This is a genomic window from Streptomyces sp. NPDC055254 (assembly GCF_053606025.1).
Genome location: NZ_JBSGQV010000050.1, coordinates 18,782 through 39,793, shown reverse-complemented (window position 1 = coordinate 39,793; position 21,012 = coordinate 18,782). Strand labels below are relative to the sequence as shown.

General features: G+C 71.6%; 19 protein-coding genes. 13 read left to right on the top strand and 6 right to left on the bottom strand.

Annotated elements, in window-relative coordinates; genetic code table 11:
• Positions 1-138: 138 nt before the first annotated feature.
• Positions 139-2,694 carry a heterodisulfide reductase-related iron-sulfur binding cluster gene (locus ACWFQ8_RS30690; RefSeq protein ID WP_453789561.1) on the bottom strand — a complete coding sequence of 852 codons (2,556 nt, stop codon included), beginning with the start codon at positions 2,692-2,694 and terminating at the stop codon, positions 139-141.
• A gap of 110 nt (positions 2,695-2,804) precedes the next feature.
• Positions 2,805-3,353 (bottom strand): sugar transferase, encoded by a 549-nt coding sequence (locus ACWFQ8_RS30685; protein WP_453789560.1) that lies wholly within the window; start codon positions 3,351-3,353, stop codon positions 2,805-2,807.
• Between the two features lie 266 nt (positions 3,354-3,619).
• Here ACWFQ8_RS30685 and dnaK point away from each other — a divergent pair, with 266 nt between their 5' ends.
• Genes dnaK through ACWFQ8_RS30665 form a run of 4 tightly spaced genes read left to right on the top strand, consistent with a single transcriptional unit; the run spans position 3,620 to position 7,849 of the window.
• Positions 3,620-5,470: a molecular chaperone DnaK gene (dnaK, locus tag ACWFQ8_RS30680; RefSeq protein ID WP_453789559.1), complete on the top strand. Its 1,851-nt coding sequence runs from the start codon at positions 3,620-3,622 to the stop codon at positions 5,468-5,470.
• Positions 5,470-6,132: a nucleotide exchange factor GrpE gene (grpE, locus tag ACWFQ8_RS30675; RefSeq protein ID WP_453789558.1), complete on the top strand. Its 663-nt coding sequence runs from the start codon at positions 5,470-5,472 to the stop codon at positions 6,130-6,132. Before dnaK ends, grpE begins: the two co-directional genes overlap by 1 nt.
• 60 nt (positions 6,133-6,192) lie before the next feature.
• Positions 6,193-7,377: a molecular chaperone DnaJ gene (gene dnaJ, locus ACWFQ8_RS30670; protein WP_453789557.1), complete on the top strand. Its 1,185-nt coding sequence runs from the start codon at positions 6,193-6,195 to the stop codon at positions 7,375-7,377.
• A 1-nt stretch (position 7,378) separates the two neighbouring features.
• Positions 7,379-7,849 (top strand): heat shock protein transcriptional repressor HspR, encoded by a 471-nt coding sequence (locus ACWFQ8_RS30665; protein WP_384540665.1) that lies wholly within the window; start codon positions 7,379-7,381, stop codon positions 7,847-7,849.
• Positions 7,850-7,929: 80 nt separating this feature from the next.
• Here ACWFQ8_RS30665 and ACWFQ8_RS30660 read toward each other — a convergent pair whose 3' ends face one another.
• Entirely contained in the window at positions 7,930-8,937 is a 1,008-nt protein-coding gene (locus ACWFQ8_RS30660; RefSeq protein WP_453789556.1) for a helix-turn-helix transcriptional regulator, read from the bottom strand.
• Between the two features lie 153 nt (positions 8,938-9,090).
• On the opposite strand from ACWFQ8_RS30660, the gene ACWFQ8_RS30655 reads away from it, so the two are divergent.
• Both ACWFQ8_RS30655 and ACWFQ8_RS30650 read left to right on the top strand, forming a co-directional pair.
• Positions 9,091-9,381: a hypothetical protein gene (locus tag ACWFQ8_RS30655; RefSeq protein ID WP_453789555.1), complete on the top strand. Its 291-nt coding sequence runs from the start codon at positions 9,091-9,093 to the stop codon at positions 9,379-9,381.
• Positions 9,378-9,695, top strand: coding sequence for a (2Fe-2S)-binding protein (locus ACWFQ8_RS30650; RefSeq protein WP_453789554.1), 318 nt, complete (start codon positions 9,378-9,380; stop codon positions 9,693-9,695). Before ACWFQ8_RS30655 ends, ACWFQ8_RS30650 begins: the two co-directional genes overlap by 4 nt.
• A gap of 149 nt (positions 9,696-9,844) precedes the next feature.
• On the opposite strand, the gene ACWFQ8_RS30645 is transcribed toward ACWFQ8_RS30650, so the two are convergent.
• A complete protein-coding gene (locus ACWFQ8_RS30645; protein ID WP_453789553.1) occupies positions 9,845-10,258 on the bottom strand; it encodes a pyridoxamine 5'-phosphate oxidase family protein in 414 nt (137 codons plus the stop codon).
• Between the two features lie 133 nt (positions 10,259-10,391).
• Between ACWFQ8_RS30645 and clpB the strand changes: the two genes are divergently transcribed.
• Both clpB and ACWFQ8_RS30635 read left to right on the top strand, forming a co-directional pair.
• Positions 10,392-12,977: an ATP-dependent chaperone ClpB gene (gene clpB / locus ACWFQ8_RS30640; protein ID WP_453789552.1), complete on the top strand. Its 2,586-nt coding sequence runs from the start codon at positions 10,392-10,394 to the stop codon at positions 12,975-12,977.
• Positions 12,978-13,100: 123 nt separating this feature from the next.
• On the top strand, positions 13,101-13,646 hold the full coding sequence (locus ACWFQ8_RS30635; protein WP_384540641.1) for a YbjN domain-containing protein: 546 nt from the start codon (positions 13,101-13,103) through the stop codon (positions 13,644-13,646).
• 7 nt (positions 13,647-13,653) lie between these two features.
• On the opposite strand, the gene ACWFQ8_RS30630 is transcribed toward ACWFQ8_RS30635, so the two are convergent.
• Together ACWFQ8_RS30630 and ACWFQ8_RS30625 are read right to left on the bottom strand one after the other, a co-directional pair.
• Complete coding sequence (locus ACWFQ8_RS30630; RefSeq protein WP_453789551.1) at positions 13,654-14,832, bottom strand: hypothetical protein; 1,179 nt, start codon at positions 14,830-14,832, stop codon at positions 13,654-13,656.
• A gap of 146 nt (positions 14,833-14,978) precedes the next feature.
• The gene (locus tag ACWFQ8_RS30625) at positions 14,979-16,160 is read right to left on the bottom strand and encodes a pyridoxal phosphate-dependent aminotransferase (RefSeq protein WP_453789550.1); all 1,182 of its coding nucleotides are present in this window, start codon (positions 16,158-16,160) and stop codon (positions 14,979-14,981) included.
• A gap of 134 nt (positions 16,161-16,294) precedes the next feature.
• On the opposite strand from ACWFQ8_RS30625, the gene ACWFQ8_RS30620 reads away from it, so the two are divergent.
• The 5 genes from ACWFQ8_RS30620 to ACWFQ8_RS30600 all read left to right on the top strand — a co-directional run bounded on the left by ACWFQ8_RS30620 (position 16,295) and on the right by ACWFQ8_RS30600 (position 20,942).
• Complete coding sequence (locus ACWFQ8_RS30620; RefSeq protein WP_453789549.1) at positions 16,295-16,531, top strand: hypothetical protein; 237 nt, start codon at positions 16,295-16,297, stop codon at positions 16,529-16,531.
• Between the two features lie 335 nt (positions 16,532-16,866).
• Positions 16,867-17,415 carry a DUF2617 family protein gene (locus ACWFQ8_RS30615; protein ID WP_453789548.1) on the top strand — a complete coding sequence of 183 codons (549 nt, stop codon included), beginning with the start codon at positions 16,867-16,869 and terminating at the stop codon, positions 17,413-17,415.
• Positions 17,416-17,549: 134 nt separating this feature from the next.
• Complete coding sequence (locus ACWFQ8_RS30610; RefSeq protein ID WP_453789547.1) at positions 17,550-19,193, top strand: polyamine aminopropyltransferase; 1,644 nt, start codon at positions 17,550-17,552, stop codon at positions 19,191-19,193.
• Between the two features lie 33 nt (positions 19,194-19,226).
• Complete coding sequence (locus ACWFQ8_RS30605; RefSeq protein ID WP_453789546.1) at positions 19,227-20,087, top strand: SRPBCC domain-containing protein; 861 nt, start codon at positions 19,227-19,229, stop codon at positions 20,085-20,087.
• A 66-nt stretch (positions 20,088-20,153) separates the two neighbouring features.
• Positions 20,154-20,942 (top strand): aldose epimerase family protein, encoded by a 789-nt coding sequence (locus ACWFQ8_RS30600; protein ID WP_453789545.1) that lies wholly within the window; start codon positions 20,154-20,156, stop codon positions 20,940-20,942.
• The last annotated feature ends 70 nt before the right edge of the window (positions 20,943-21,012 follow it).

Genomic DNA, 21,012 nt, shown 5'->3' with positions numbered 1-21,012 from the left:
AGCCGACGTCCTCTTCGCCATGCTCCGAGACGGCACCTTCTACGAACCCCAACCCGCCCCATCAGCTTGACCAAACCCATAGGGGCACCCCCCCGATGCGGGGGGACCGGCCGCTGCGTCGCTGCGGGCCGGGGGCCGCTACTCGGCGCCCTCGGGCTTCGCCTCGGAGGCCGCGCCGGAGCCGGCTCCACCCTCGGCCTCCGTCTTCGGCTCCGTCTTCGGCTCGGGCTTCGGCTCGGGCTTCGCCACGGCGGTCGGCGCCGGCGCGAGCTCGGGCTTCGCCACGGCGGTCGGCGCCGGCGCGAGCTCGGGCTTCGGCTCGGGCTTCGCCACGGCGGGCTTCGCCTCGGCGGTCGGCGCCGGCGCGGCCGCGGCCGGCGCAGCGGACGAAGCCGTGCCCGCGGCCGCCGGCGAAGGCTTCGCCGCCGCACCGGCGGTTACCGGCTCCGGCTCCGGCTCGGGCTCCGGCTCGACCACCGGCGGCTCCGGCGTCTTCACCGAGTCCAGCAGCAGCTGGGCCACGTCCACGACCTGCACGGACTCCTTGGCCTGACCGTCGTTCTTCTTGCCGTTCACCGAGTCGGTGAGCATCACCAGGCAGAACGGGCACGCCGTCGACACGATGTCCGGGTTCAGGGACAGCGCCTCGTCGACCCGCTCGTTGTTGATGCGCTTGCCGATCCGCTCCTCCATCCACATCCGCGCGCCACCGGCGCCGCAGCAGAAGCCCCGCTCCTTGTGGCGGTGCATCTCCTGCTGGCGCAGCCCCGGCACGGCCGACATGATCTCGCGCGGCGGCGTGTAGATCTTGTTGTGCCGGCCCAGGTAGCACGGGTCGTGGTAGGTGATCAGACCGTCGACCGGCGTCACCGGGGTCAGCCGGCCCTCGTCGATCAGGTGCTGGAGCAGCTGCGTGTGGTGGATGACCTCGTACTCGCCGCCCAGCTGCGGGTACTCGTTCGCGATGGTGTTGAAGCAGTGCGGGCAGGTCGAGACGATCCGCTTGGCCGACTTCGGCTTCTTCGTCGACGGGTCGTCGTCGTCCTCGCCGAACGCCATGTTCAGCATGGCCACGTTCTCCTGGCCCAGCTGCTGGAACAGCGGCTCGTTGCCCAGGCGGCGCGGGGAGTCACCCGTGCACTTCTCGTCGCCGCCCATGATCGCGAACTTGACGCCCGCGATGTTCAGCAGCTCCGCGAAGGCCTTCGTCGTCTTCTTGGCCCGGTCCTCCAGGGCGCCGGCGCAGCCGACCCAGTAGAGGTAGTCGAACTCCGAGAGGTCCTCGGCGTCCTTGCCGATGATCGGAACCTCGAAGTCGACCTCCTTGGTCCACTCGACGCGCTGCTTCTTCGCGAGGCCCCAGGGGTTGCCCTTCTTCTCCAGGTTCTTGAGCATCGTGCCCGCCTCCGACGGGAACGCGGACTCGATCATCACCTGGTAGCGCCGCATGTCGACGATGTGGTCGATGTGCTCGATGTCGACCGGGCACTGCTCCACGCACGCACCGCAGGTCGTGCAGGACCACAGCACGTCCGGGTCGATGACGCCGTTCTCCTCGGCGGTGCCGATCAGCGGGCGCTCGGCCTCCGCCAGGGCGGCGGCGGGCACGTCCTTGAGCTGCTCGGCCGTGGCCTTCTCGTTGCCCTCCATGTCCTTGCCGCCACCGGCCAGCAGGTACGGGGCCTTGGCGTGCGCGTGGTCGCGCAGCGACATGATCAGGAGCTTCGGGGACAGCGGCTTGCCGGTGTTCCAGGCGGGGCACTGCGACTGGCAGCGACCGCACTCGGTGCAGGTGGAGAAGTCGAGGATGCCCTTCCAGGAGAACTGCTCGACCTGGGAGACGCCGAAGGAGTCGTCCTCGCCCGGGTCCTCGAAGTCGATCTCCTTGCCGCCGCTGGTCATCGGCTGGAGGGCGCCCAGCGCGACCGCGCCGTCCGCGTTCCGCTTGAACCAGATGTTCGGGAAGCCGAGGAAGCGGTGCCAGGCGACACCCATGTTGGTGTTGAGCGAGACCACGATCATCCAGACCAGCGAGGTGCCGATCTTGATCATCGCGGTGAAGTAGATGGCGTTCTGCAGGGTGCCGAGCGAGAGCCCCTCGAAGGCCAGTACCAGCGGGTACGACACGAAGTACGCCGGGTCGTACGAGTCCACGTGGTGGATCGCGCCTTCGAGGCCGCGCAGCGCGAGGATCGCGAGGCCGATGGTCAGGATGATGTACTCGACGAAGTACGCCTGCCAGGCCTTCGAGCCCGTGAAACGCGACTTGCGGCCCGCCCGGGAGGGCAGGTTGAGCAGCCGGATCGCGATGAGGACGAGGATGCCGACGACCGTCATCAGGCCGATGAACTCGATGTACATCTCGAACGGCAGGAAGCCGCCGAGGATCGGCAGCGTCCAGTCGGCCTGGAAGAGCTGCCCGTAGGCCTGCGCCAGCGTGGGCGGAAGCGTCAGGAAGCCGATCGCGACGAACCAGTGCGCGAAGCCGACGATGCCCCAGCGGTTCATCCGGCTGTGGCCCAGGAACTCCCGGACCAGGGTGAGCGTTCGGGCCTTCGGGTCGTCCGTACGGCTGCCTGCCGGTACGGGCTGGCCGAGCTTCACGAAGCGGTAGATCTGCGCCACGGCTCGGGCGAGCAGCGCGACGCCGACCACGGTCAGGACCAGCGACACGATGATCGCGGCGAGTTGCATGGAAGGGCTCCTCGGGCGGCACTTACTAAGCGGTAACTTATGAAGTCAAGGCTTGAGGTTACCCATTCCCGACGCCGCAATGTAGCTGAGCATGCGGTGATCTGTGTCGCTCAGGGCTGCCTATGTCGGTAGGCCGCCCGCGGGGTCTGCGCCAGGATCGCGAGGTCCATCCCGAGCCAGTGGTTCTCCACATAGTGCAGGTCGAGCAGGGGCATCTCCTCCCACGGTAGGTCCGAGCGGGCGCTCACCTGCCACAGGCCGGTCATGCCGGGGCGGACGAGGAGCCGCTCGGGGCGGTCGGTGCGGGGTTCCGGGCGCGGCCCGACCAGTGACATCTCGCCCCGGAGCACGTTGAGCAGCTGCGGCAGGCCGTCGAGGGCGCAGCGCTCGACGGCCTCGCCGATGCCGCCCGCCCCGTCGGTGCGCAGGCGCCAGGTCCGGAAGGGCCGCCCGGCCAGGCCCGCCGCCGGTGCCCGGACGAGGACCCGGCCGCCCTGGGTCACGTACAGCAGCGCGGCGGCCAGGGCGAGCGGCGCGGCGGCCAGGACGCACAGGACCGCGGCGCCGGCGAGGTCGAGCACCCGCTTGGCCGGGGGTCTCGCCGGCCGGGCCCGGGGCGGCCGGGCCCGCGAGGACGGGAGGGTGAGCGGCAGGGGCATGCGAGCACCGTGCCGGATGCCTTGGGCGGTGCCGGGGTGCCGCGCGGCGGGGGTGACCCGTTCGGGTGCGGCCCGCGCCGGGCCCCGCCCCGGGCCCCCGTGTCCCTGGACGCCGGGCTCCGGCCGGATCCCGCGTCCCGGGAGTCCCCGGGTTGCGCGTAAGCGTGGGCTAAAGGTTGAGTCCCCTCGACTCAGTTCTGTTGACGCAAGCGCGGCGATGCGGCATGGTTGAGCCTGTTCCACTCAAGTCAGCTGGAGGAATCGAAATGGCACGTGCGGTCGGCATCGACCTGGGCACCACTAACTCCGTCGTCAGCGTTCTGGAAGGCGGCGAGCCCACCGTCATCACCAACGCCGAGGGCGCCAGGACCACGCCGTCCGTCGTCGCCTTCGCCAAGAACGGCGAGGTCCTCGTCGGCGAAGTGGCCAAGCGCCAGGCGGTCACGAACGTGGACCGGACCATCCGCTCCGTCAAGCGCCACATGGGCACTGACTGGAAGATCAACCTGGATGGCAAGGACTTCAACCCGCAGCAGATGAGCGCCTTCATCCTGCAGAAGCTGAAGCGCGACGCCGAGGCGTACCTGGGCGAGAAGGTCACGGACGCGGTCATCACCGTCCCGGCCTACTTCAACGACTCCGAGCGTCAGGCGACGAAGGAGGCCGGCGAGATCGCGGGCCTGAACGTCCTGCGCATCGTCAACGAGCCGACGGCCGCCGCCCTGGCCTACGGCCTCGACAAGGACGACCAGACCATTCTCGTCTTCGACCTCGGTGGCGGCACCTTCGACGTGTCGCTCCTGGAGATCGGCGACGGCGTCGTCGAGGTGAAGGCCACCAACGGTGACAACCACCTCGGTGGCGACGACTGGGACCAGCGCGTCGTCGACTACCTCGTGAAGCAGTTCCACAACGGCCACGGCGTCGACCTGTCCAAGGACAAGATGGCGCTCCAGCGTCTGCGCGAGGCCGCCGAGAAGGCGAAGATCGAGCTGTCCTCCTCCACGGAGACCTCGATCAACCTGCCGTACATCACGGCCTCCGCCGAGGGCCCGCTGCACCTGGACGAGAAGCTCACGCGCTCCCAGTTCCAGCAGCTGACCGCGGACCTGCTGGACCGCTGCAAGACCCCGTTCCACAACGTCATCAAGGACGCGGGCATCAACCTGTCCGAGATCGACCACGTGGTCCTGGTCGGCGGCTCCACCCGTATGCCGGCCGTCGCCGAGCTCGTCAAGGAGCTCACCGGCGGTCAGGACGCCAACAAGGGCGTCAACCCGGACGAGGTCGTCGCCATCGGCGCGACGCTGCAGGCCGGCGTGCTCAAGGGTGAGGTCAAGGACGTCCTGCTCCTCGACGTGACCCCGCTGTCCCTGGGCATCGAGACCAAGGGCGGCATCATGACCAAGCTCATCGAGCGCAACACCACGATCCCGACCAAGCGCTCCGAGATCTTCACGACGGCCGAGGACAACCAGCCGTCCGTGCAGATCCAGGTCTACCAGGGCGAGCGCGAGATCGCGGCGTACAACAAGAAGCTCGGCATGTTCGAGCTGACCGGCCTGCCGCCGGCCCCCCGTGGCGTCCCGCAGATCGAGGTCTCCTTCGACATCGACGCGAACGGCATCATGCACGTCACGGCCAAGGACCTCGGCACGGGCAAGGAGCAGAAGATGACCGTCACCGGCGGCTCTTCGCTCGGCAAGGACGAGGTCGACCGCATGCGCCAGGAGGCGGAGCAGTACGCGGACGAGGACCTCCGTCGCAAGGAGGCGGCCGAGTCCCGCAACCAGGGCGAGCAGCTCGTCTACCAGACGGAGAAGTTCGTCAAGGACAACGAGGACAAGGTCCCGGCCGACGTCAAGACCGAGGTCGAGACGGCCGTCTCCGAGCTGAAGGAGACCCTCAAGGGCGAGGACACCGCCGAGATCCGCACGGCGACCGAGAAGCTCGCCGCCGTCAGCCAGAAGCTCGGCCAGGCGATCTACGCCGACGCCCAGGCCGCCCAGGGCGCCGCCGGCGCCGCTGCCGGTGACGCGGGCCAGGCGAAGGCCGACGACGACGTGGTCGACGCCGAGATCGTGGACGACGAGAAGCCGAAGGGCGGCGCTGCCTGATGTCGGAGGAGACCCCGGGCTTCGACGAGAAGCCCGAAGTCCCCGCCGACGGCACGCCCGAGGAGCCGAAGGCCGCCGACCCCGCCCAGGCGGAGGAGGCGGCCCCGGCCGGGGACTCAGCACAGGCCGAAGGCCAGGACACCGCTCTGCTGGCGCAGCTGGACCAGGCCCGTACTGCGCTCTCCGAGCGCACGGCGGACCTCCAGCGGCTCCAGGCGGAGTACCAGAACTACCGTCGCCGGGTGGAGCGGGACCGGATCACCGTCAAGGAGATCGCGGTCGCGTCCCTCCTGACGGAACTCCTCCCGACCCTGGACGACGTCGGTCGGGCGCGCGAGCACGGCGAGCTGGTCGGCGGCTTCAAGTCGGTGGCCGAATCGCTGGAGACGGTCGCCGCGAAGATGGGCCTCCAGCAGTTCGGCAAGGAGGGCGAGCCCTTCGACCCGACGATCCACGAGGCCCTGATGCACTCGTACGCGCCGGACGTCACCGAGACGACCTGCGTGGCGATCCTGCAGCCGGGGTACCGCATCGGGGAGCGCACGATCCGTCCCGCACGGGTCGCGGTGGCCGAGCCCCAGCCGGGGGCGGCCCCGAAGGTGGAGTCCGCGGAGGGCGAAGGTCCGTCGGACAAGGACGCGGATGCCCCCGACAAGGGCTGACGCACCACCCGCACCACACGCAGTACGGCCCGTAGAGGCACGAGAGGAGGGACACCGGGGATGAACACGAAGGACTTCGTCGAGAAGGACTACTACAAGGTCCTCGGTGTCCCGAAGGACGCCACCGAGGCCGAGATCAAGAAGGCGTACCGGAAGCTCGCCCGCGAGTTCCACCCGGACGCCAACAAGGGTGACGCCTCGGCCGAGGAGCGCTTCAAGGAGATCTCCGAGGCGAACGACATCCTCGGCGACCCGAAGAAGCGCAAGGAGTACGACGAGGCCCGCGCCCTGTTCGGCAACGGCGGTTTCCGGCCGGGGCCGGGCGCGGGCGGCTCGTTCAACTTCGACCTCGGCGACCTCTTCGGGGGCCAGCCGCAGGGCGGCGCGGGCGGCGGCTTCGGCGGCGGTCTGGGCGACGTCTTCGGCGGCCTCTTCAACCGCGGCGGCGCCCCCGGCGCCGGTCCGGGCACCCGCGCCCAGCCGCGCCGGGGCCAGGACATCGAGTCGGAGGTCACCCTCTCCTTCACGGAGGCGGTGGACGGGGCCACGGTCCCGCTCCGGATGTCCTCGCAGTCGCCCTGCAAGGCCTGTTCGGGCACCGGCGACAAGAACGGCACGCCCCGGGTGTGCCCGACCTGTGTCGGCACCGGACAGGTGTCCCGGGGCAGCGGCGGCGGCTTCTCGCTGACCGACCCCTGCGCGGACTGCAAGGGCCGGGGCCTGATCGCGGAGACCCCCTGCGACGTGTGCAAGGGCAGCGGCCGGGCCCGTTCCTCGCGCACCATGCAGGTCCGGATCCCGGCGGGCGTCTCCGACGGCCAGCGGATCCGGCTGCGCGGCAAGGGCGCGCCGGGCGAGCGCGGCGGCCCCGGCGGTGACCTCTACGTCGTCGTGCACGTCGACGCCCACCCGGTGTTCGGCCGCAAGGACGACAACCTGACGGTGACCGTGCCGGTGACGTTCGCGGAGGCGGCGCTGGGAGCCGACATCAAGGTCCCGACCTTGAACGGCCCCTCGGTGACGCTGAAACTGCCGCCCGGCACGCCGAACGGCCGCACCATGAGGGCCCGCGGCAAGGGCGCGGTCCGCAAGGACGGCACTCGCGGCGACCTGCTGGTGACGGTGGAGGTCGCGGTTCCCACGGAACTGTCGGACAAGGCCCGTGAGGCGCTGGAGATGTACCGCGAGGCGACGGAGTCCGAGGACCCGCGCTCCGCGCTGTTCGAGTCCGCGAAGGGAGCATGACATGGACGGCCGCCGACGACAGTCCTCCCGATTGGGTGGGGGCTATCAACTCACCGACGAGACCCCCGTCTACGTGATCTCGGTGGCCGCCCAGCTCTCGGGTCTGCACCCGCAGACCCTGCGCCAGTACGACCGCCTCGGCCTGGTCTCCCCGGACCGCACGGCCGGCCGCGGCCGGCGCTACTCGGCCCGTGACATCGAACTGCTCCGCACGGTGCAGGCGCTGTCCCAGGACGAGGGCATCAACCTGGCGGGCATCAAGCGCATCATCGAGCTGGAGAACCAGGTCGCCGCGCTCCAGCAGCGCGTGGCCGAGCTCTCCGCGGCCGTGGACGGCGCTGCGGCCACGCTCCAGGCCCGCGAGGCCCAGGTCCACGCCTCGTACCGCCGCGACCTGGTCCCGTACCAGCCCCCGCAGCCGGGCAGCGCCCTGGTCGTCTGGCGCCCGACCCCGAAGCGCCCCCTGGACTGACCCCGGCCCTGCCGGCACCGCACCCGCACGCACGAGACGGCCCCGCCCGGAAGCTTCCGGGCGGGGCCGTCTCGCAGTACTCAGAGGCGGGGTTCCCGGGCCGGCCCCGAGACGCGGCCCAGGATGCCCGACTGGGCTATCAGGAAGCCGAGTTGGGCCCGGCTGCCGCTGCCCAGGGCGGTGGCCAGCTTGGCGATGTGCGCGCGGCAGGTGCGCACGTTCATTCCCAGGCGGCGTGCGATGGCCTCGTCCACGTGTCCTTCGACGAGCAGTTGGGCGATGGAGCGCTGCACGCCCGAGATGCCCGACGGCGTCGGATCGTAGGGGATCTGCTCGTTGAGCGGGGTGGCCCGCCGCCAGAGCTGTTCGAAGACGCGGACGAGGTAGCGGACGAGCGCCGGGTGCCGCAGTTCCAGGGCGATCTGCTGGTCGTCGCTGGCGGGGATGAAGGCGACGGACTCGTCGCAGATGATGAGCCGCTCGACCAGTTCCTCCAGCGTCCGGATCTCCACCTTCCCGCTGGCCATCCGGTCGACGTAGGCCATCGTGCCGCGGCTGTGGCGGACGGTGTGCTGGTACAGGGTGCGCATGCTCACGCCGCGCCGGATGAGCGGTTGGTCGCGCTCGATCGCCTGGTTGAGAATGTTCTCGGAGCGTCCGCCGCCCGGTTGGATGGTCAGCATTTCCGCCTGGCACTCGGCGGTGGCCACATTGAGCGCCGCGTTGATCCTGTTGAATCCCTCCAGCACGGTGATCGCGTGCGTCGGCGCGGGAGTCAGCGCGCTGATGGCCATGAATGGCTCAAAGGCTTCGGCGAGCTCGATGGAGGAGCGCCGGCGTTGCAGGATCTCCCGTTCCAGCGGGTGGAGCCGTTGCGCCAGGGCGACCGAGGGGGGAACCGGACGGAGCCAGTTGTCGTCGTCCGGATCAGGGTGCAGCAGCGCGAATTCCAGCAGGCAGGGCGTCTGCTCGACCTCTTCGCGGGCGATTCGGCCGGAGCTGAGCGCACTTGCGTACAGCTCGGCCCCGAGGTCGCACAGGTCTGTCACCGCATGGGGATGTGTCTGGTCTATCCGCATTATCGGCATATCTCCCACCCCCAGGGTCCTGCATGTACAGGAACATGATGCATCGCCACGGTGGCAATGGCGTGGCTCGATAAGTCATCGTCTGAGATGCGGGGGAGAGGAATCCATCAAGTGAGGACAACGTCGACCATGTACAAGAAATTGCTTCGCTCGGTGGCTGCCATTGCTCTCTCTACGGCTGCTGCTGTCGGTGGAATCTCGCTCGCGGACAGCGGCTGGGGCAGCGCCCCGGTCGACAGCGGCTGGGGGGCCGGGACCACCGGCGACGACGACAGCGGTTGGGGGACCCCCGGCAAGGGTGACAGCGGCTGGGGCAGTGTCCGGGCCGACAGCGGCTGGGGCCCCGCTCCGCAGCCCGTCGACGACAGCGGATGGGGGATCGCGCCGGCCGGTACGGAGTCAGACAGTGGCTGGGGCGCGGGTGGGAAGTCCGCGGGCGCATGACACCCCCCGACGACCGCGGTTTCCGCCGCGAAATGGCCTCTGCCTACCGGTCCGGATGGCAATTCATCGACCTGGCCACCGCGATTCCCTACCCCGGCGACTCGCTGATGGTCACCCTGTTCGGTCAACCGATCGTCGTCGTGCGCGAGGAGGACGAGGACGTACGTGCCTACCGGTGCCTGCGCCGCCCGAGGGGCGCGCCGCAGCCCGTCCGCTGCGAGGTGCGCTACGGAATGGTCTTCGTCAATCTTGATCAGCGCGATCACCAGCTCTTCGAACCCGACATCACCACCGCCACCCCCCGCAGTGCCTGAAGCGATTCCCCCGTCGTTGCAGATCGCTCAGGCACTTCCCCCACACAACGGCGCCATCGTGGACCTGACCACGATGGCGCCGTTGTGATGTCCGCGTCCAGTCGCTGACCGGACAAGCTGGGAGGGGCGCCGAGGAGTCCGTCAGCGGCTCACGCGCGGCCCATCGCCCGGTCCAGGGTGATCTCCATGACGACCCGGTCGGGGTTGGGCGAGGGCGTCCGCCCGTACCGCTCGGCGTAGCGCGCCACCGCGTCGGCGACCGACGCCTCGTCCGTACGGATCACCGCGCGCCCCTCCAGGGTGGCCCAGCGCCGCCCCTCCATCTGGCAGACCGCGACCCGCGCTCCGCCCGGCTCCGTCGCCTCGGCCGCCAGGATGTTGCGGACCTTCTTGCTGTGCTTGTTGCTGATCACCCGGGCCAGACCGGCCTGCGGGTCGTACGTCACGCCCACCGGGACCACGTGCGGCGTGCCGTCCGGCCTCGGGGTGGTCAGGGTGCACACGTGCCGCTCCCGCCAGAAGGCGAGGTACTCGGGAGTCGGGTGGAGTACGTCATGGGACATGGACCGAAGGGTACTGGGACGTACCCCGAACAGCCTTGAGTGGAATAGACTCAACTTTGCATATGCTGTTCCTGTCAGTAACAGGCAGTCAGGGTGCCGCGCGTGCCGCCCACCCCGGAGAGGAGAAGACGCAGTGGATGCCGAGCTGACCAACAGGAGCCGGGACGCCCTGAACGCGGCCACCAGCAGGGCCGTCAAGGACGGGCACGCGGACCTGACCCCCGCCCACCTGCTGCTGGCGCTGCTCGCCGGCGAGGACAACGAGAACGTCACCGACCTCCTCGCCGCCACCGACACCGACCAGGTCGCCGTACGGACGGGGGCGGAGCGGCTGCTCGCCGCCCTGCCCAGCGTCACCGGTTCCACCGTCGCGCCCCCGCAGCCCAGCCGCGACCTGCTCGCCGTACTCGCGGAAGCCGACGCCGAGGCGGGCCGGCTCGGGGACGAGTACCTCTCCACCGAACACCTCCTCATCGCCGTCGCCGCCAAGGGCGGCGCCGCGGGCGAGGTCCTTTCCACCCGGGGCGCGAGCGCGGAGAAGCTGCTCGCCGCCTTCCAGAACGCACGAGGAGGACGCCGGGTGACCACCCCCGATCCCGAGGGCCAGTACAAGGCCCTGGAGAAGTTCGGCACCGACTTCACGGCTGCCGCGCGTGAGGGCAAGCTCGACCCGGTCATCGGCCGCGACCAGGAGATCCGCCGCGTCGTCCAGGTGCTCTCGCGCCGCACGAAGAACAACCCGGTGCTCATCGGCGAGCCGGGCGTGGGCAAGACCGCCGTCGTCGAGGGCCTGGCCCAGCGCATCGTCAAGGGGGACGTCCCCGAGTCGCTCAAGAACAAGCGGCTGGTCTCCTTGGACCTGGGCGCCATGGTCGCCGGCGCCAAGTACCGGGGCGAGTTCGAGGAACGCCTCAAGACCGTCCTCGCCGAGATCAAGTCGAGCGACGGCCAGATCATCACCTTCATCGACGAGCTGCACACCGTCGTCGGCGCGGGCGCCGGCGGCGACTCCGCCATGGACGCGGGCAACATGCTCAAGCCCATGCTGGCCCGCGGCGAGCTGCGCATGGTCGGCGCGACCACGCTCGACGAGTACCGCGAGCGGATCGAGAAGGACCCGGCCCTGGAGCGCCGCTTCCAGCAGGTGTTGGTCGCCGAGCCGTCCGTCGAGGACACCATCGCCATCCTGCGCGGCCTCAAGGGCCGCTACGAGGCCCACCACAAGGTGGTCATCAACGACAGCGCGCTGGTCGCGGCCGCCACCCTGTCCGACCGGTACATCACCTCCCGCTTCCTCCCCGACAAGGCCATCGACCTCGTCGACGAGGCCGCGTCCCGGCTGCGCATGGAGATCGACTCCTCCCCGCTGGAGATCGACGAGCTCCAGCGCGCGGTGGACCGCCTGCGCATGGAGGAGCTGGCGCTGAAGAACGAGTCCGACCCGGCTTCGCGGGAGCGCCTCGAAAAGATCCGCAAGGACCTCGCCGACAAGGAGGAGGACCTGCGCGGCCTGACCGCCCGCTGGGAGAAGGAGAAGCAGTCCCTCAACCGGGTCGGCGAGCTCAAGGAGCGCTTGGACGACCTGCGCGGACAGGCCGAGCGGGCCCAGCGCGACGGCGACTTCGACACCGCCTCCCAGCTGCTCTACGGGGAGATCCCGGCCCTGGAGCGCGAGCTGGCGGAGGCCACCGAGGCCGAGGCCGAGGCGTCCAAGGGGACGATGGTCAAGGACGAGGTCGGCCCGGACGACATCGCGGACGTGGTGGGCGCCTGGACCGGCATCCCCGCGGGCCGCCTGCTGGAGGGGGAGACCCAGAAGCTGCTCCGCATGGAGGACGAGCTGGGCCGCCGCCTGATCGGCCAGGCCGAGGCCGTAGGGGCCGTCTCCGACGCCGTGCGCCGCACCCGCGCCGGCATCGCCGACCCGGACCGCCCGACCGGCTCCTTCCTCTTCCTCGGCCCCACGGGCGTGGGCAAGACCGAGCTGGCCAAGGCCCTCGCGGACTTCCTCTTCGACGACGAGCGGGCCATGGTCCGCATCGACATGTCGGAGTACTCCGAGAAGCACAGCGTGGCCCGGCTGGTCGGCGCCCCGCCCGGCTACGTCGGGTACGAGGAGGGCGGCCAGCTCACCGAGGCCGTCCGCCGCCGCCCGTACAGCGTGGTGCTCCTGGACGAGGTGGAGAAGGCCCACCCGGAGGTCTTCGACATCCTGCTCCAGGTCCTGGACGACGGCCGCCTCACCGACGGACAGGGCCGGACGGTGGACTTCCGCAACACCATCCTGATCCTCACCTCGAACCTGGGCAGCCAGTTCCTGATGAACCCGGCCACCCCGCCGGAGCAGAAGAAGGAGCAGGTCCTGGAGGTGGTCCGGGGGTCCTTCAAGCCCGAGTTCCTCAACCGGCTGGACGACCTGGTCGTCTTCTCCGCGCTGTCCGGCGACGAGCTGGTGCACATCGCGGAGCTCCAGATCGGCCGGCTGGCCGCGCGGCTGGCCGACCGCCGCCTCACACTGGACGTGACGCCCGCCGCCCTGGCCTGGCTGGCCGACGAGGGCAACGATCCGGCGTACGGCGCCCGGCCGCTGCGCCGCCTGATCCAGACGGCGATCGGCGACCGCCTGGCCAGGGAGATCCTCTCGGGCGAGGTCAAGGACGGCGACACCGTACGGGTCGACGTGGCGGACGGGGGACTGCTCGTCGCCAAGGCGCTCTGAGTCCCTCCCCGGTCACGCGCGGTCCGCTCCTGTCCGCCCGGAGCGGATCGGGCGTCCAGGGGTGGACACGGGGTAGGCGCGATGGGGGAGGATGCAAGTAATCCGCACGAAGGGAAGTACACGGTGAGCATCGACCCGGCCTCGATTCCGAACTTCGGAGGGCAGCAGCCCGAGCCGCAGGCCACAGGACCGGCGGGCCCCGTCGTCCCCGACCAGGATCTGGTCAAGCAGCTGCTGGAGCAGATGGAGCTCAAGTACGTCGTCGACGACGAGGGTGACCTCGCGGCGCCGTGGGAGGAGTTCCGCACCTACTTCATGTTCCGCGGTGAAGGCGACCAGGCGGTCTTCTCGGTGCGGACCTTCTACGACCGTCCGCACAAGATCGAGGAGAAGCCCCAGCTCCTGGAGTCGATCGACGACTGGAACCGCCGCACCCTGTGGCCGAAGGTCTACAGCCACACCCACGACGACGGCTCGGTCCGCCTGATCGGTGAGGCGCAGATGCTGATCGGCACCGGCGTCAGCCTGGAGCACTTCGTGTCCTCCACGGTCAGCTGGGTCCGCGCCTCGATCGAGTTCGACAAGTGGCTCGTCGAGCAGCTCGGACTGGAGCAGGACGTCGACTCCGCCGACGGCGACGACAAGGACGGCGACGACACCAACCAGTAGTCGTCCGTCACAGCGGTACGCGTGCCACGAGCAGCAGGTACAGCCCGTAGCCGTAACTGAGCCCGGCCAGCCCCGCGGTCACCACGACCGCGGTGCGGGGCCGGGCTCTGGCCATGGCGGCGGCCACCGGCAGCAGCAGCGGGAACGCGGGGAGCAGGAAGCGGGGCTTCGACTCGAAGTAGCCGGCCCCGCCGAAGGTGATGGCCAGCAGGACCGCGGTGTAGGCGAGCAGGGGCAGCGGGGTCCGGTCCAGGACCAGGAGTATCGCCAGCAGTCCGGCGGCGGCCAGGACCGCGACGGTCACGGTGGTGGCGAGCGGTACGTGCCCGCCGGTCAGGACGCGCTCGGCGGAGCGCAGCGCCCCGGCGCCGAAGTCGAAGCGGGAACCCCAGCGCCGCTGCACCTCGAAGTACCCGCCGAGCGGGTCCCGCAGCCGTACGCCGACCGCCAGGACGTACGCGGCCCAGCCGGCCGGGGCCAGCAGCCCGGCCGCCCACACCTCGGGCGCCCGGGATCTTCGTACGAGGATCGCGTGCAGGGCCATGACCGAGACGGCGGCCGCGACGGCGAGCCCGGTGGGGCGGGTCAGCCCGGCGAGCACGGCGAGAGCCGCAGCCGCCGTCCAGCGGTCGCGCAGCACGGCGTAGAGGGCCCAGGCGGCGAGGGCGGCCAGCAGGGCCTCCGTGTAGGCGAGGGACAGCACCACCGCGTGCGGCAGCGCCGCCCACAGGCCCACGAGCAGCAGCCCGGCGCGGGGTCCGACGACGTGCGCGCCGATCCGGTACACGCCGACGGCCGCGGCCCCGGCGCAGACCCAGGCCACGAGCACCCCGGCCGGCACGAGCCCGCCGGGGACGACCGCGGAGACCGTCCGGATCAGCACCGGGTAGAGCGGGAAGAAGGCCAGGTCGCTCTGGACGGACCCGGTCTGGACCGTCATGAGGGTGCGCCCGTACCCGTTGGCGGCGATCCCCAGGTACCAGGCGGAGTCCCAGGAGAGGCCGAGGACCCGCAGCGGATCGCGGCCGGACCACCAGGCTCCGAGGGCCAGGACCAGGACCCCGGCGCCGCGGACGGCGGCGAACACCCCGAGCGCGATCACGGTCGCGGGTGCGGCCGACCGCACCGCCTTGACCGCGCGGACCTCCAGGGGTGACGGGGTCACCGCCACTCTGCCCGTTGCCATCTCTGCCGACTCCTGCTGGTGTGGACGCCCACCCGCGGGTGAGGGCTTCGGGCACGTCTTGCAGGCGCCAGCTTCACATCGCCCTCAGTCGCCCCGCAACCACCGCCGGTGTCCGGTACCGGCCGCCCCGCCCCCGCCCGAACGGCCTACAGCCGCGCCAGTCGCTCCGCGGCCTCGCGGAGCACGTCGGGCCTCTTGCAGAACGCCCAGCGGACCTGGGTGGCTCCCGCGGCCTTGTCGTCGTAGAAGACCTGGTTGGGGATGGCGACGACGCCGCAGCGCTCGGGCAGGGCGCGGCAGAACGCCAGGCCGTCCCGCTCGCCGAGCGGGGCGATGTCGGTGGTGATGAAGTACGTGCCCTGCGGGCGGTAGACCTCGAACCCGGCCGCCGCGAGGCCGCCGGCGAGGATGTCGCGCTGGGCGGCCAGGTCGGCGCGGAAGGTTTCGTAGTAGGCGTCGGGCAGGGCGAGGGCCTCGGCGATCGCGTACTGGAAGGGGCCGGAGGAGACGTAGGTGAGGAACTGCTTCACCGAGCGGACCGCCGCCACCAGCTCGGGCGGCGCGGTGAGCCAGCCGACCTTCCAGCCGGTGAAGGAGAAGGTCTTGCCGGCCGAGGAGATGGTCACCGTGCGCTCCCGCATGCCCGGGAAGCCGGCGAGCGGGGTGTGGGCCCCCTCGAAGACCAGGTGCTCGTACACCTCGTCCGTGACGACGAGCAGGTCGCGCTCGACGGCCAGCTCGGCCACCGCCGCCAGCTCCGCCGGGCCGAGGACGGTGCCGGTCGGGTTGTGCGGAGTGTTCAGCAGCAGCAGGCGGGTGCGCGGGGTGACCGCGGCGCGCAGCTCGTCCGGGTCGAGGGCGAAGGTCCCGGCGTGCGGGCGCAGGGTGACGGGGACGCGTACCCCGCCGGCCATCGCGATGCAGGCCGCGTACGAGTCGTAGAACGGTTCGAGGGCGATGACCTCGTCACCCGGTTCGAGGAGGGCGAGGAGGGCGGCGGCGATGGCCTCCGTCGCGCCGGCGGTCACCAGGACCTCGGAGTCCGGGTCGTACGAGAGGCCGTAGAAGCGCTGCTGGTGGGCGGCGATCGCGGTACGCAGCTCCGGGACGCCGGGGCCCGGCGGGTACTGGTTGCCGAGGCCGGTGAGGACCGCGCGGGAGGCCGCCTCGGCGATCTCGGCCGGGCCGTCGGTGTCGGGGAAGCCCTGGCCGAGGTTGATCGACCCGGTGCGGACGGCGAGGGCCGACATCTCCGCGAAGATCGTGGTGCCGAAGGACGCCAGCCTGCGGTTCAGGAACGGGCGGTTGCTGCTCTCGGGTGCGGTCATGGGCGCCATCCTGCGGGGAACCTCTGGACTTGCTCAAGTGTGCTTTGGCCCGTGTGGCGCGCGGGCATCTCCCCTGCACGCGGGACGCGGGGATCCCGCCCCCCGGGAGACCGGGGCGTGAGAGAGGGGCGGACATGACGTTCGTCTTCATTGTTCTGGGACTGATGCTCTTCGCGTTCGTCGTGACCGTGGCGGTACGGGCTTTCAAGAGCGGTTACTCCGGCTCCGGAGACTCCGCAGGCTCCTCCGCGGGCAGTTGGTGGGCCGGCAGCGGTTCGTCGGGCTCCGGCTCCTCGTGTTCGAGCGGTTCCTCCTGCGGCGGCTCGTCGTCGTCCTGCGGCGGTGGCGGCGGATGCGGCGGTTCCAGCTGACACGGGGCAGCTGGCACCGGTCCGCCGGGACCGGGCGGGACAGGGCGCCCGACGGGCTCGTTTCCGTCGGGCGCCCCCTTGTGCGCCCCCGCACGGCGACGCGCGGGACGCAACTTGTTGAACACGTGAACTGTGGAGCCCCCGGGGGGATGTAAACCCCGTCAGATTGGGTAAAACCGCTGTGAGTGCCGTGCCTTTCATGATTCCCTCGGTCGAGTAGACCAGTCCTCGGACCTTCCTGGACTTCCTGTGGACCCGTGCCGGTGTCCCCCCACCCGTTGACCACCGCTGGCGGGATCCGGCCCATCTCCCTCGCGCGTTTGCGGAGCCGACTCATGCTCACGACCCTCCAGACCTCCTACACCGACACGCGTGCCGCCGACCTCGCCTGGGCCCTGGGTCGGGAGCGGCTGCCCGCCCTGGGCGTACTGAACATCGAACTGGACGGCGCCAAGGTGGAGTTGCGCCTGCTGGGCGCCTCCCACCAGGTACTTCTGGAGGAGGACGACGTGCTCTGCTCGGAGACGGTGGCCTGTATGCCCGGCAGCAGTACGCCGCTGCCCCTCGGCGTCGCCAAGCGGTTGGGCGACTGGGAGTACGAGTTCGCCGCGCGGGTCGAGACGCTGTCCCGCGGATCCTTCGCGGGGCGGGCGCAGGAGCTCCTCGCACTGGTCGCGGATCACCCGAACGGGCTCGCCGGTACCTTCCCGGGCAGTCCGCACGCCTTCACCGCCATGCTCGCGCAGCGCTACGAGGGGCAGGTGCGCTGGCGGACCTGGCACGCGTACCCGCAAGAAGGCCAGCTCGTGGCCACGCGGACGCGGGTCGGAGTGCGCATGGCCGCCGGAGCCGGGGAGGCCGTGGAGGCCCCTGTGCTCCTCTGATCGGGCGAGGGGGCGCGGCGGCGCGTTCCGGTGCGCGGTGTGCGTCGCCGTTAGGCCAACTGGCCTGATCAGTAAGCCACTTGCACCCATGTGGGTGACCGGGTGGGCGGAGGCGGTGACGTACGGTTCGCTGCATGATCGACCGTTCCGTCCCGCGCCGGGTGCTCCCCGCACCGGAGCCCGCGGGCAGGGAGACCGTCCCGGCCGCCCTGCCCGTACGGCCCCGGACCGGCCGACTCCTCGTCCTGGCCACCGTGTTCGTCTGCGCCGCCTGCGGCCTCGTGTACGAACTGGAACTGCTCGCCCTCGGCTCCTACCTCGTCGGCGACTCGGTCACCCAGGCGTCGGTCGTGCTCTCCGTCATGGTCTTCGCCATGGGCGTCGGCTCCCTCCTCGCCAAACGGCTCCGCCACCGGCCCGCCTTCGGATTCGGCGCGATCGAGGCCGGGCTGGCCCTGCTCGGCGGGCTCTCGGCCATGGCGCTGTACGCGAGCTTCGCCTGGCTGGGGGAGTCCCGGCCCGCGCTCGTCGCCTTCTCCTTCGCCATCGGCGTGCTCATCGGCGCGGAGATCCCGCTGCTGATGGTCCTCATCCAGCGGATCCGCAGACAGGACGCGGGCGGGGCCGTCGCCGACCTGTTCGCCGCCGACTACGTGGGCGCCCTCGTCGGCGGCCTGGCCTTCCCGTTCCTGCTCCTCCCGATGCTCGGCCAGCTCACCGGCGCCCTGCTCACCGGCACCGTCAACGCCGTCGTCGGCGGAGCCCTGGTGCTGTGGCTGTTCCGCCGCGACCTGAGCCGGCGCGCCCGCTGGACGCTGATCGCCGCGAACGCGACCGTGCTCGCCGTGCTCGCCTCCGCGACCGTGCTCGCCGACGATTTCGAGCGGGTGGCCCGCCGGGCCGTCTACGGCGGGGAGGTACGCGTCGCCGTGCGGACCGGCGTGCAGGAGCTGGTCCTGACCGGGCCCCCGACCGGCTCCCCCCGCTCGCTGGACCTGTACCTCGACGGCCGGCTGCGGGTCAGCGGCTACGACGAGTACCGCTACCACGAGGCCCTCGTGCACCCCGCGATGACCGGCCCGCACAGCCGGGTCCTGGTCCTCGGCGGCGGCGACGGACTCGCCGCGCGCGAGGTGCTGCGCTACCCGGACGTCGCCTCCGTGACCGTCGTCGAGATCGACCCGGGCGTGGTGGGTCTCGCCCGCACCGACCCCATGCTCTCCGCGCTCAACGCGGGGGCGTACGAGGACACCCGCGTGGGCGTCGTCACGCAGGACGCCTTCGCCTGGCTGCGGGGCCCGGCCGCCCACGACCGCTTCGACGTCATCCTCTCCGACCTCCCGGACCCCGGCATCACCCCCAGTGCGAAGCTGTACTCGCAGGAGTTCTACGGGCTGGCCGCGCGGGCCCTGCGCCCCGGCGGCCGGATGGCCGTGCACGCCGGGCCGATGGCCACCCGCCCCCGTACGTACTGGACCGTCGAGTCCACCCTGCGCGCGGCCGGGCTGCGGACCTCCCCCTACAGCGCGGGCGGGCGCCTCGCGGGCTACGCCGCCGGCCCCGACCGCACCCCCCTGGCCCTGTCCGACGCACCGCCGCGCGACTGGGGCTTCGTCCTCGCCTCCCGGGAGGAGGCCCCGCGGCTGCGCGTGGACCGCGACACGCCGGGCCTGCGCTCGCTGTCGACCCGCTCCCTGCAGGATTCCGCCCGCGACGCGGAGCGCACCAGGGTGCCGGGGCTGCCGCCGTCGACCCTGCCGCACCCGCGGTATTCGTGACCCGGTACGGGTCTCGTCGGTAGGCTCGACCGCATGGAGCATCAGGTGTTCGTCCCGGTACCGGCAGACGACCTCCGCGCCGTGCTGCGCGACCCCGTCCGGCTGGCCCGCTGTGTGCCGGGGCTCCAGCAGGACGCCGACACCGGGTCCGGGCCGCTCTCGGGTCGGCTGCGGCTCCGGGTCGGCGGACACACCGTCACCTACCGGGGGGCGCTGGCCGTCACCGAGCGGGACCCCGACCACTTCGCCGTCGACGGCGAGGGCACGGAGGTCCGGGGCAGCGGGACCGTCGCGTTCTCCCTCGCGCTGCGCCTGGCGGCGGTCGAGGACGGCACCCGGTTGGACGTCACCGCCGGTGCCACCGCGGACGGGCGCGCCGCGGGCTTCGGGGCCGAGGCCACCGGCACCGTCGTACGGCGGCTCCTGGACCGGGCCGCCGGGCAGCTGGCGGCCGTCGCGGGCGCCGGTTCGGTTCCCTCGGCCGCGTCCGACGACGCCGGGGCGGAGGTCGCCGATCCCGTGGCCGAGGGCGAGGAGGCCGAGGAGAGCGACGGCGCCGACGGCGGGGAGGACATCACGGAGGTCTCCGCGTCCGTGTTCGACACCGACGTACCGCCCCCGTCCCTGGACCCCTTCCTGGCCGGCGGCTTCGAGGACCTCAGCGGGCTCGGCGACCGCCCCCGGCCCCCCGCCGAGGCCGCCCACGCCCGCCGCACCATGATCGGCCGCAGCGCCGAGGAGGTGGACCACGCGCCCCCGCGCGGCCGGTACGCCCCCGTGCCCGCACCCGCCGCCGCCACCGCCGGCGACACCCTGCGCTGGATCGCCCCGGCCGCCGCCCTCGCCCTGGCCTCGGCCGTCGTCATCGGCAGGGCCCTGCGGCGCCGCCGCTGAAACCGCCGCCCGCCGGTCGCCCGTCGGCGGCCGCCGAGCGGCGTCGACCCGCACTAGGGTCGACGCATGAGTACGCAACTGAGCGCCGGTGGCGCCGAGGTGACCGTCGACCAGGACAACGGCTGCCGGATCAGCAGCCTGCGGATCGACGGGACGGAGCTGCTGCGCCAGGGCGCGCACTACGGGGCCTTCCCGATGGTCCCGTGGTGCGGCCGGACCGACAACGGCCGCTTCCACGACGGAGCCACCGTCCACCAGCTGCCGCTGAACCACCCCCCGCACGCCTTGCACGGCATGGCCCGGGACGCGGCCTGGCGGCCGGCCCGCGCCACCGCCACCGAGGCGGCGTTCACGTACGACCTGGCCGACCCCTGGCCCTACCCCGGCCGGGTCACCCAGATCGTCGAGCTGTCCGAGGACGCGCTGACGCTCACCCTGGGCGTCGAGACGTACGGGGACTCCTTCCCGGCGCAGGCCGGCTGGCACCCCTGGTTCCTGCGCGACCTCGGCCGCGGCGGCGAACCTGCGCAGCTCTCCTTCGACCCGGCGTGGCAGGAGGAGCGCGGCGCGGACCACATCCCCACCGGCCGGCGCGTCGACCCGCTGCCCGGCCCCTGGGACGACTGCTTCGGCATGCCCAACGGGGTCGACGTCACCGTCACCTGGCCCGGCGCCCTGGAGCTGCGCGTCACCAGCCGGGCCGAATGGGTGGTCGTCTACGACGAGGAGCCGGAGGCCGTCTGCGTCGAACCGCAGTCGGGCCCGCCGAACGGACTGAACAGCCTGCCGCAGTTCATCACGCCGGTGGACCCGCTGGAGATCTCCTGCACGTGGACCTGGCGGCGGCTGGGGTAGCGCGCGGCGAGGGGGTGTCCCGTGGATCGGGGCCCGGCGGTGATCCACCGGACACCCCCTAAGCTCGGTG

Coding starts and splice junctions, on each gene's coding strand:
- ACWFQ8_RS30690 (WP_453789561.1), bottom strand. CDS start 2,694: ATGCAACTCGCCGCGATCATCGTGTCGCTGGTCCTGACCGTGGTCGGC.
- ACWFQ8_RS30685 (WP_453789560.1), bottom strand. CDS start 3,353: ATGCCCCTGCCGCTCACCCTCCCGTCCTCGCGGGCCCGGCCGCCCCGG.
- dnaK (WP_453789559.1), top strand. CDS start 3,620: ATGGCACGTGCGGTCGGCATCGACCTGGGCACCACTAACTCCGTCGTC.
- grpE (WP_453789558.1), top strand. CDS start 5,470: ATGTCGGAGGAGACCCCGGGCTTCGACGAGAAGCCCGAAGTCCCCGCC.
- dnaJ (WP_453789557.1), top strand. CDS start 6,193: ATGAACACGAAGGACTTCGTCGAGAAGGACTACTACAAGGTCCTCGGT.
- ACWFQ8_RS30665 (WP_384540665.1), top strand. CDS start 7,379: ATGGACGGCCGCCGACGACAGTCCTCCCGATTGGGTGGGGGCTATCAA.
- ACWFQ8_RS30660 (WP_453789556.1), bottom strand. CDS start 8,937: ATGCCGATAATGCGGATAGACCAGACACATCCCCATGCGGTGACAGAC.
- ACWFQ8_RS30650 (WP_453789554.1), top strand. CDS start 9,378: ATGACACCCCCCGACGACCGCGGTTTCCGCCGCGAAATGGCCTCTGCC.
- ACWFQ8_RS30645 (WP_453789553.1), bottom strand. CDS start 10,258: ATGTCCCATGACGTACTCCACCCGACTCCCGAGTACCTCGCCTTCTGG.
- ACWFQ8_RS30630 (WP_453789551.1), bottom strand. CDS start 14,832: ATGGCAACGGGCAGAGTGGCGGTGACCCCGTCACCCCTGGAGGTCCGC.
- ACWFQ8_RS30625 (WP_453789550.1), bottom strand. CDS start 16,160: ATGACCGCACCCGAGAGCAGCAACCGCCCGTTCCTGAACCGCAGGCTG.
- ACWFQ8_RS30620 (WP_453789549.1), top strand. CDS start 16,295: ATGACGTTCGTCTTCATTGTTCTGGGACTGATGCTCTTCGCGTTCGTC.
- ACWFQ8_RS30615 (WP_453789548.1), top strand. CDS start 16,867: ATGCTCACGACCCTCCAGACCTCCTACACCGACACGCGTGCCGCCGAC.
- ACWFQ8_RS30610 (WP_453789547.1), top strand. CDS start 17,550: ATGATCGACCGTTCCGTCCCGCGCCGGGTGCTCCCCGCACCGGAGCCC.
- ACWFQ8_RS30605 (WP_453789546.1), top strand. CDS start 19,227: ATGGAGCATCAGGTGTTCGTCCCGGTACCGGCAGACGACCTCCGCGCC.
- ACWFQ8_RS30600 (WP_453789545.1), top strand. CDS start 20,154: ATGAGTACGCAACTGAGCGCCGGTGGCGCCGAGGTGACCGTCGACCAG.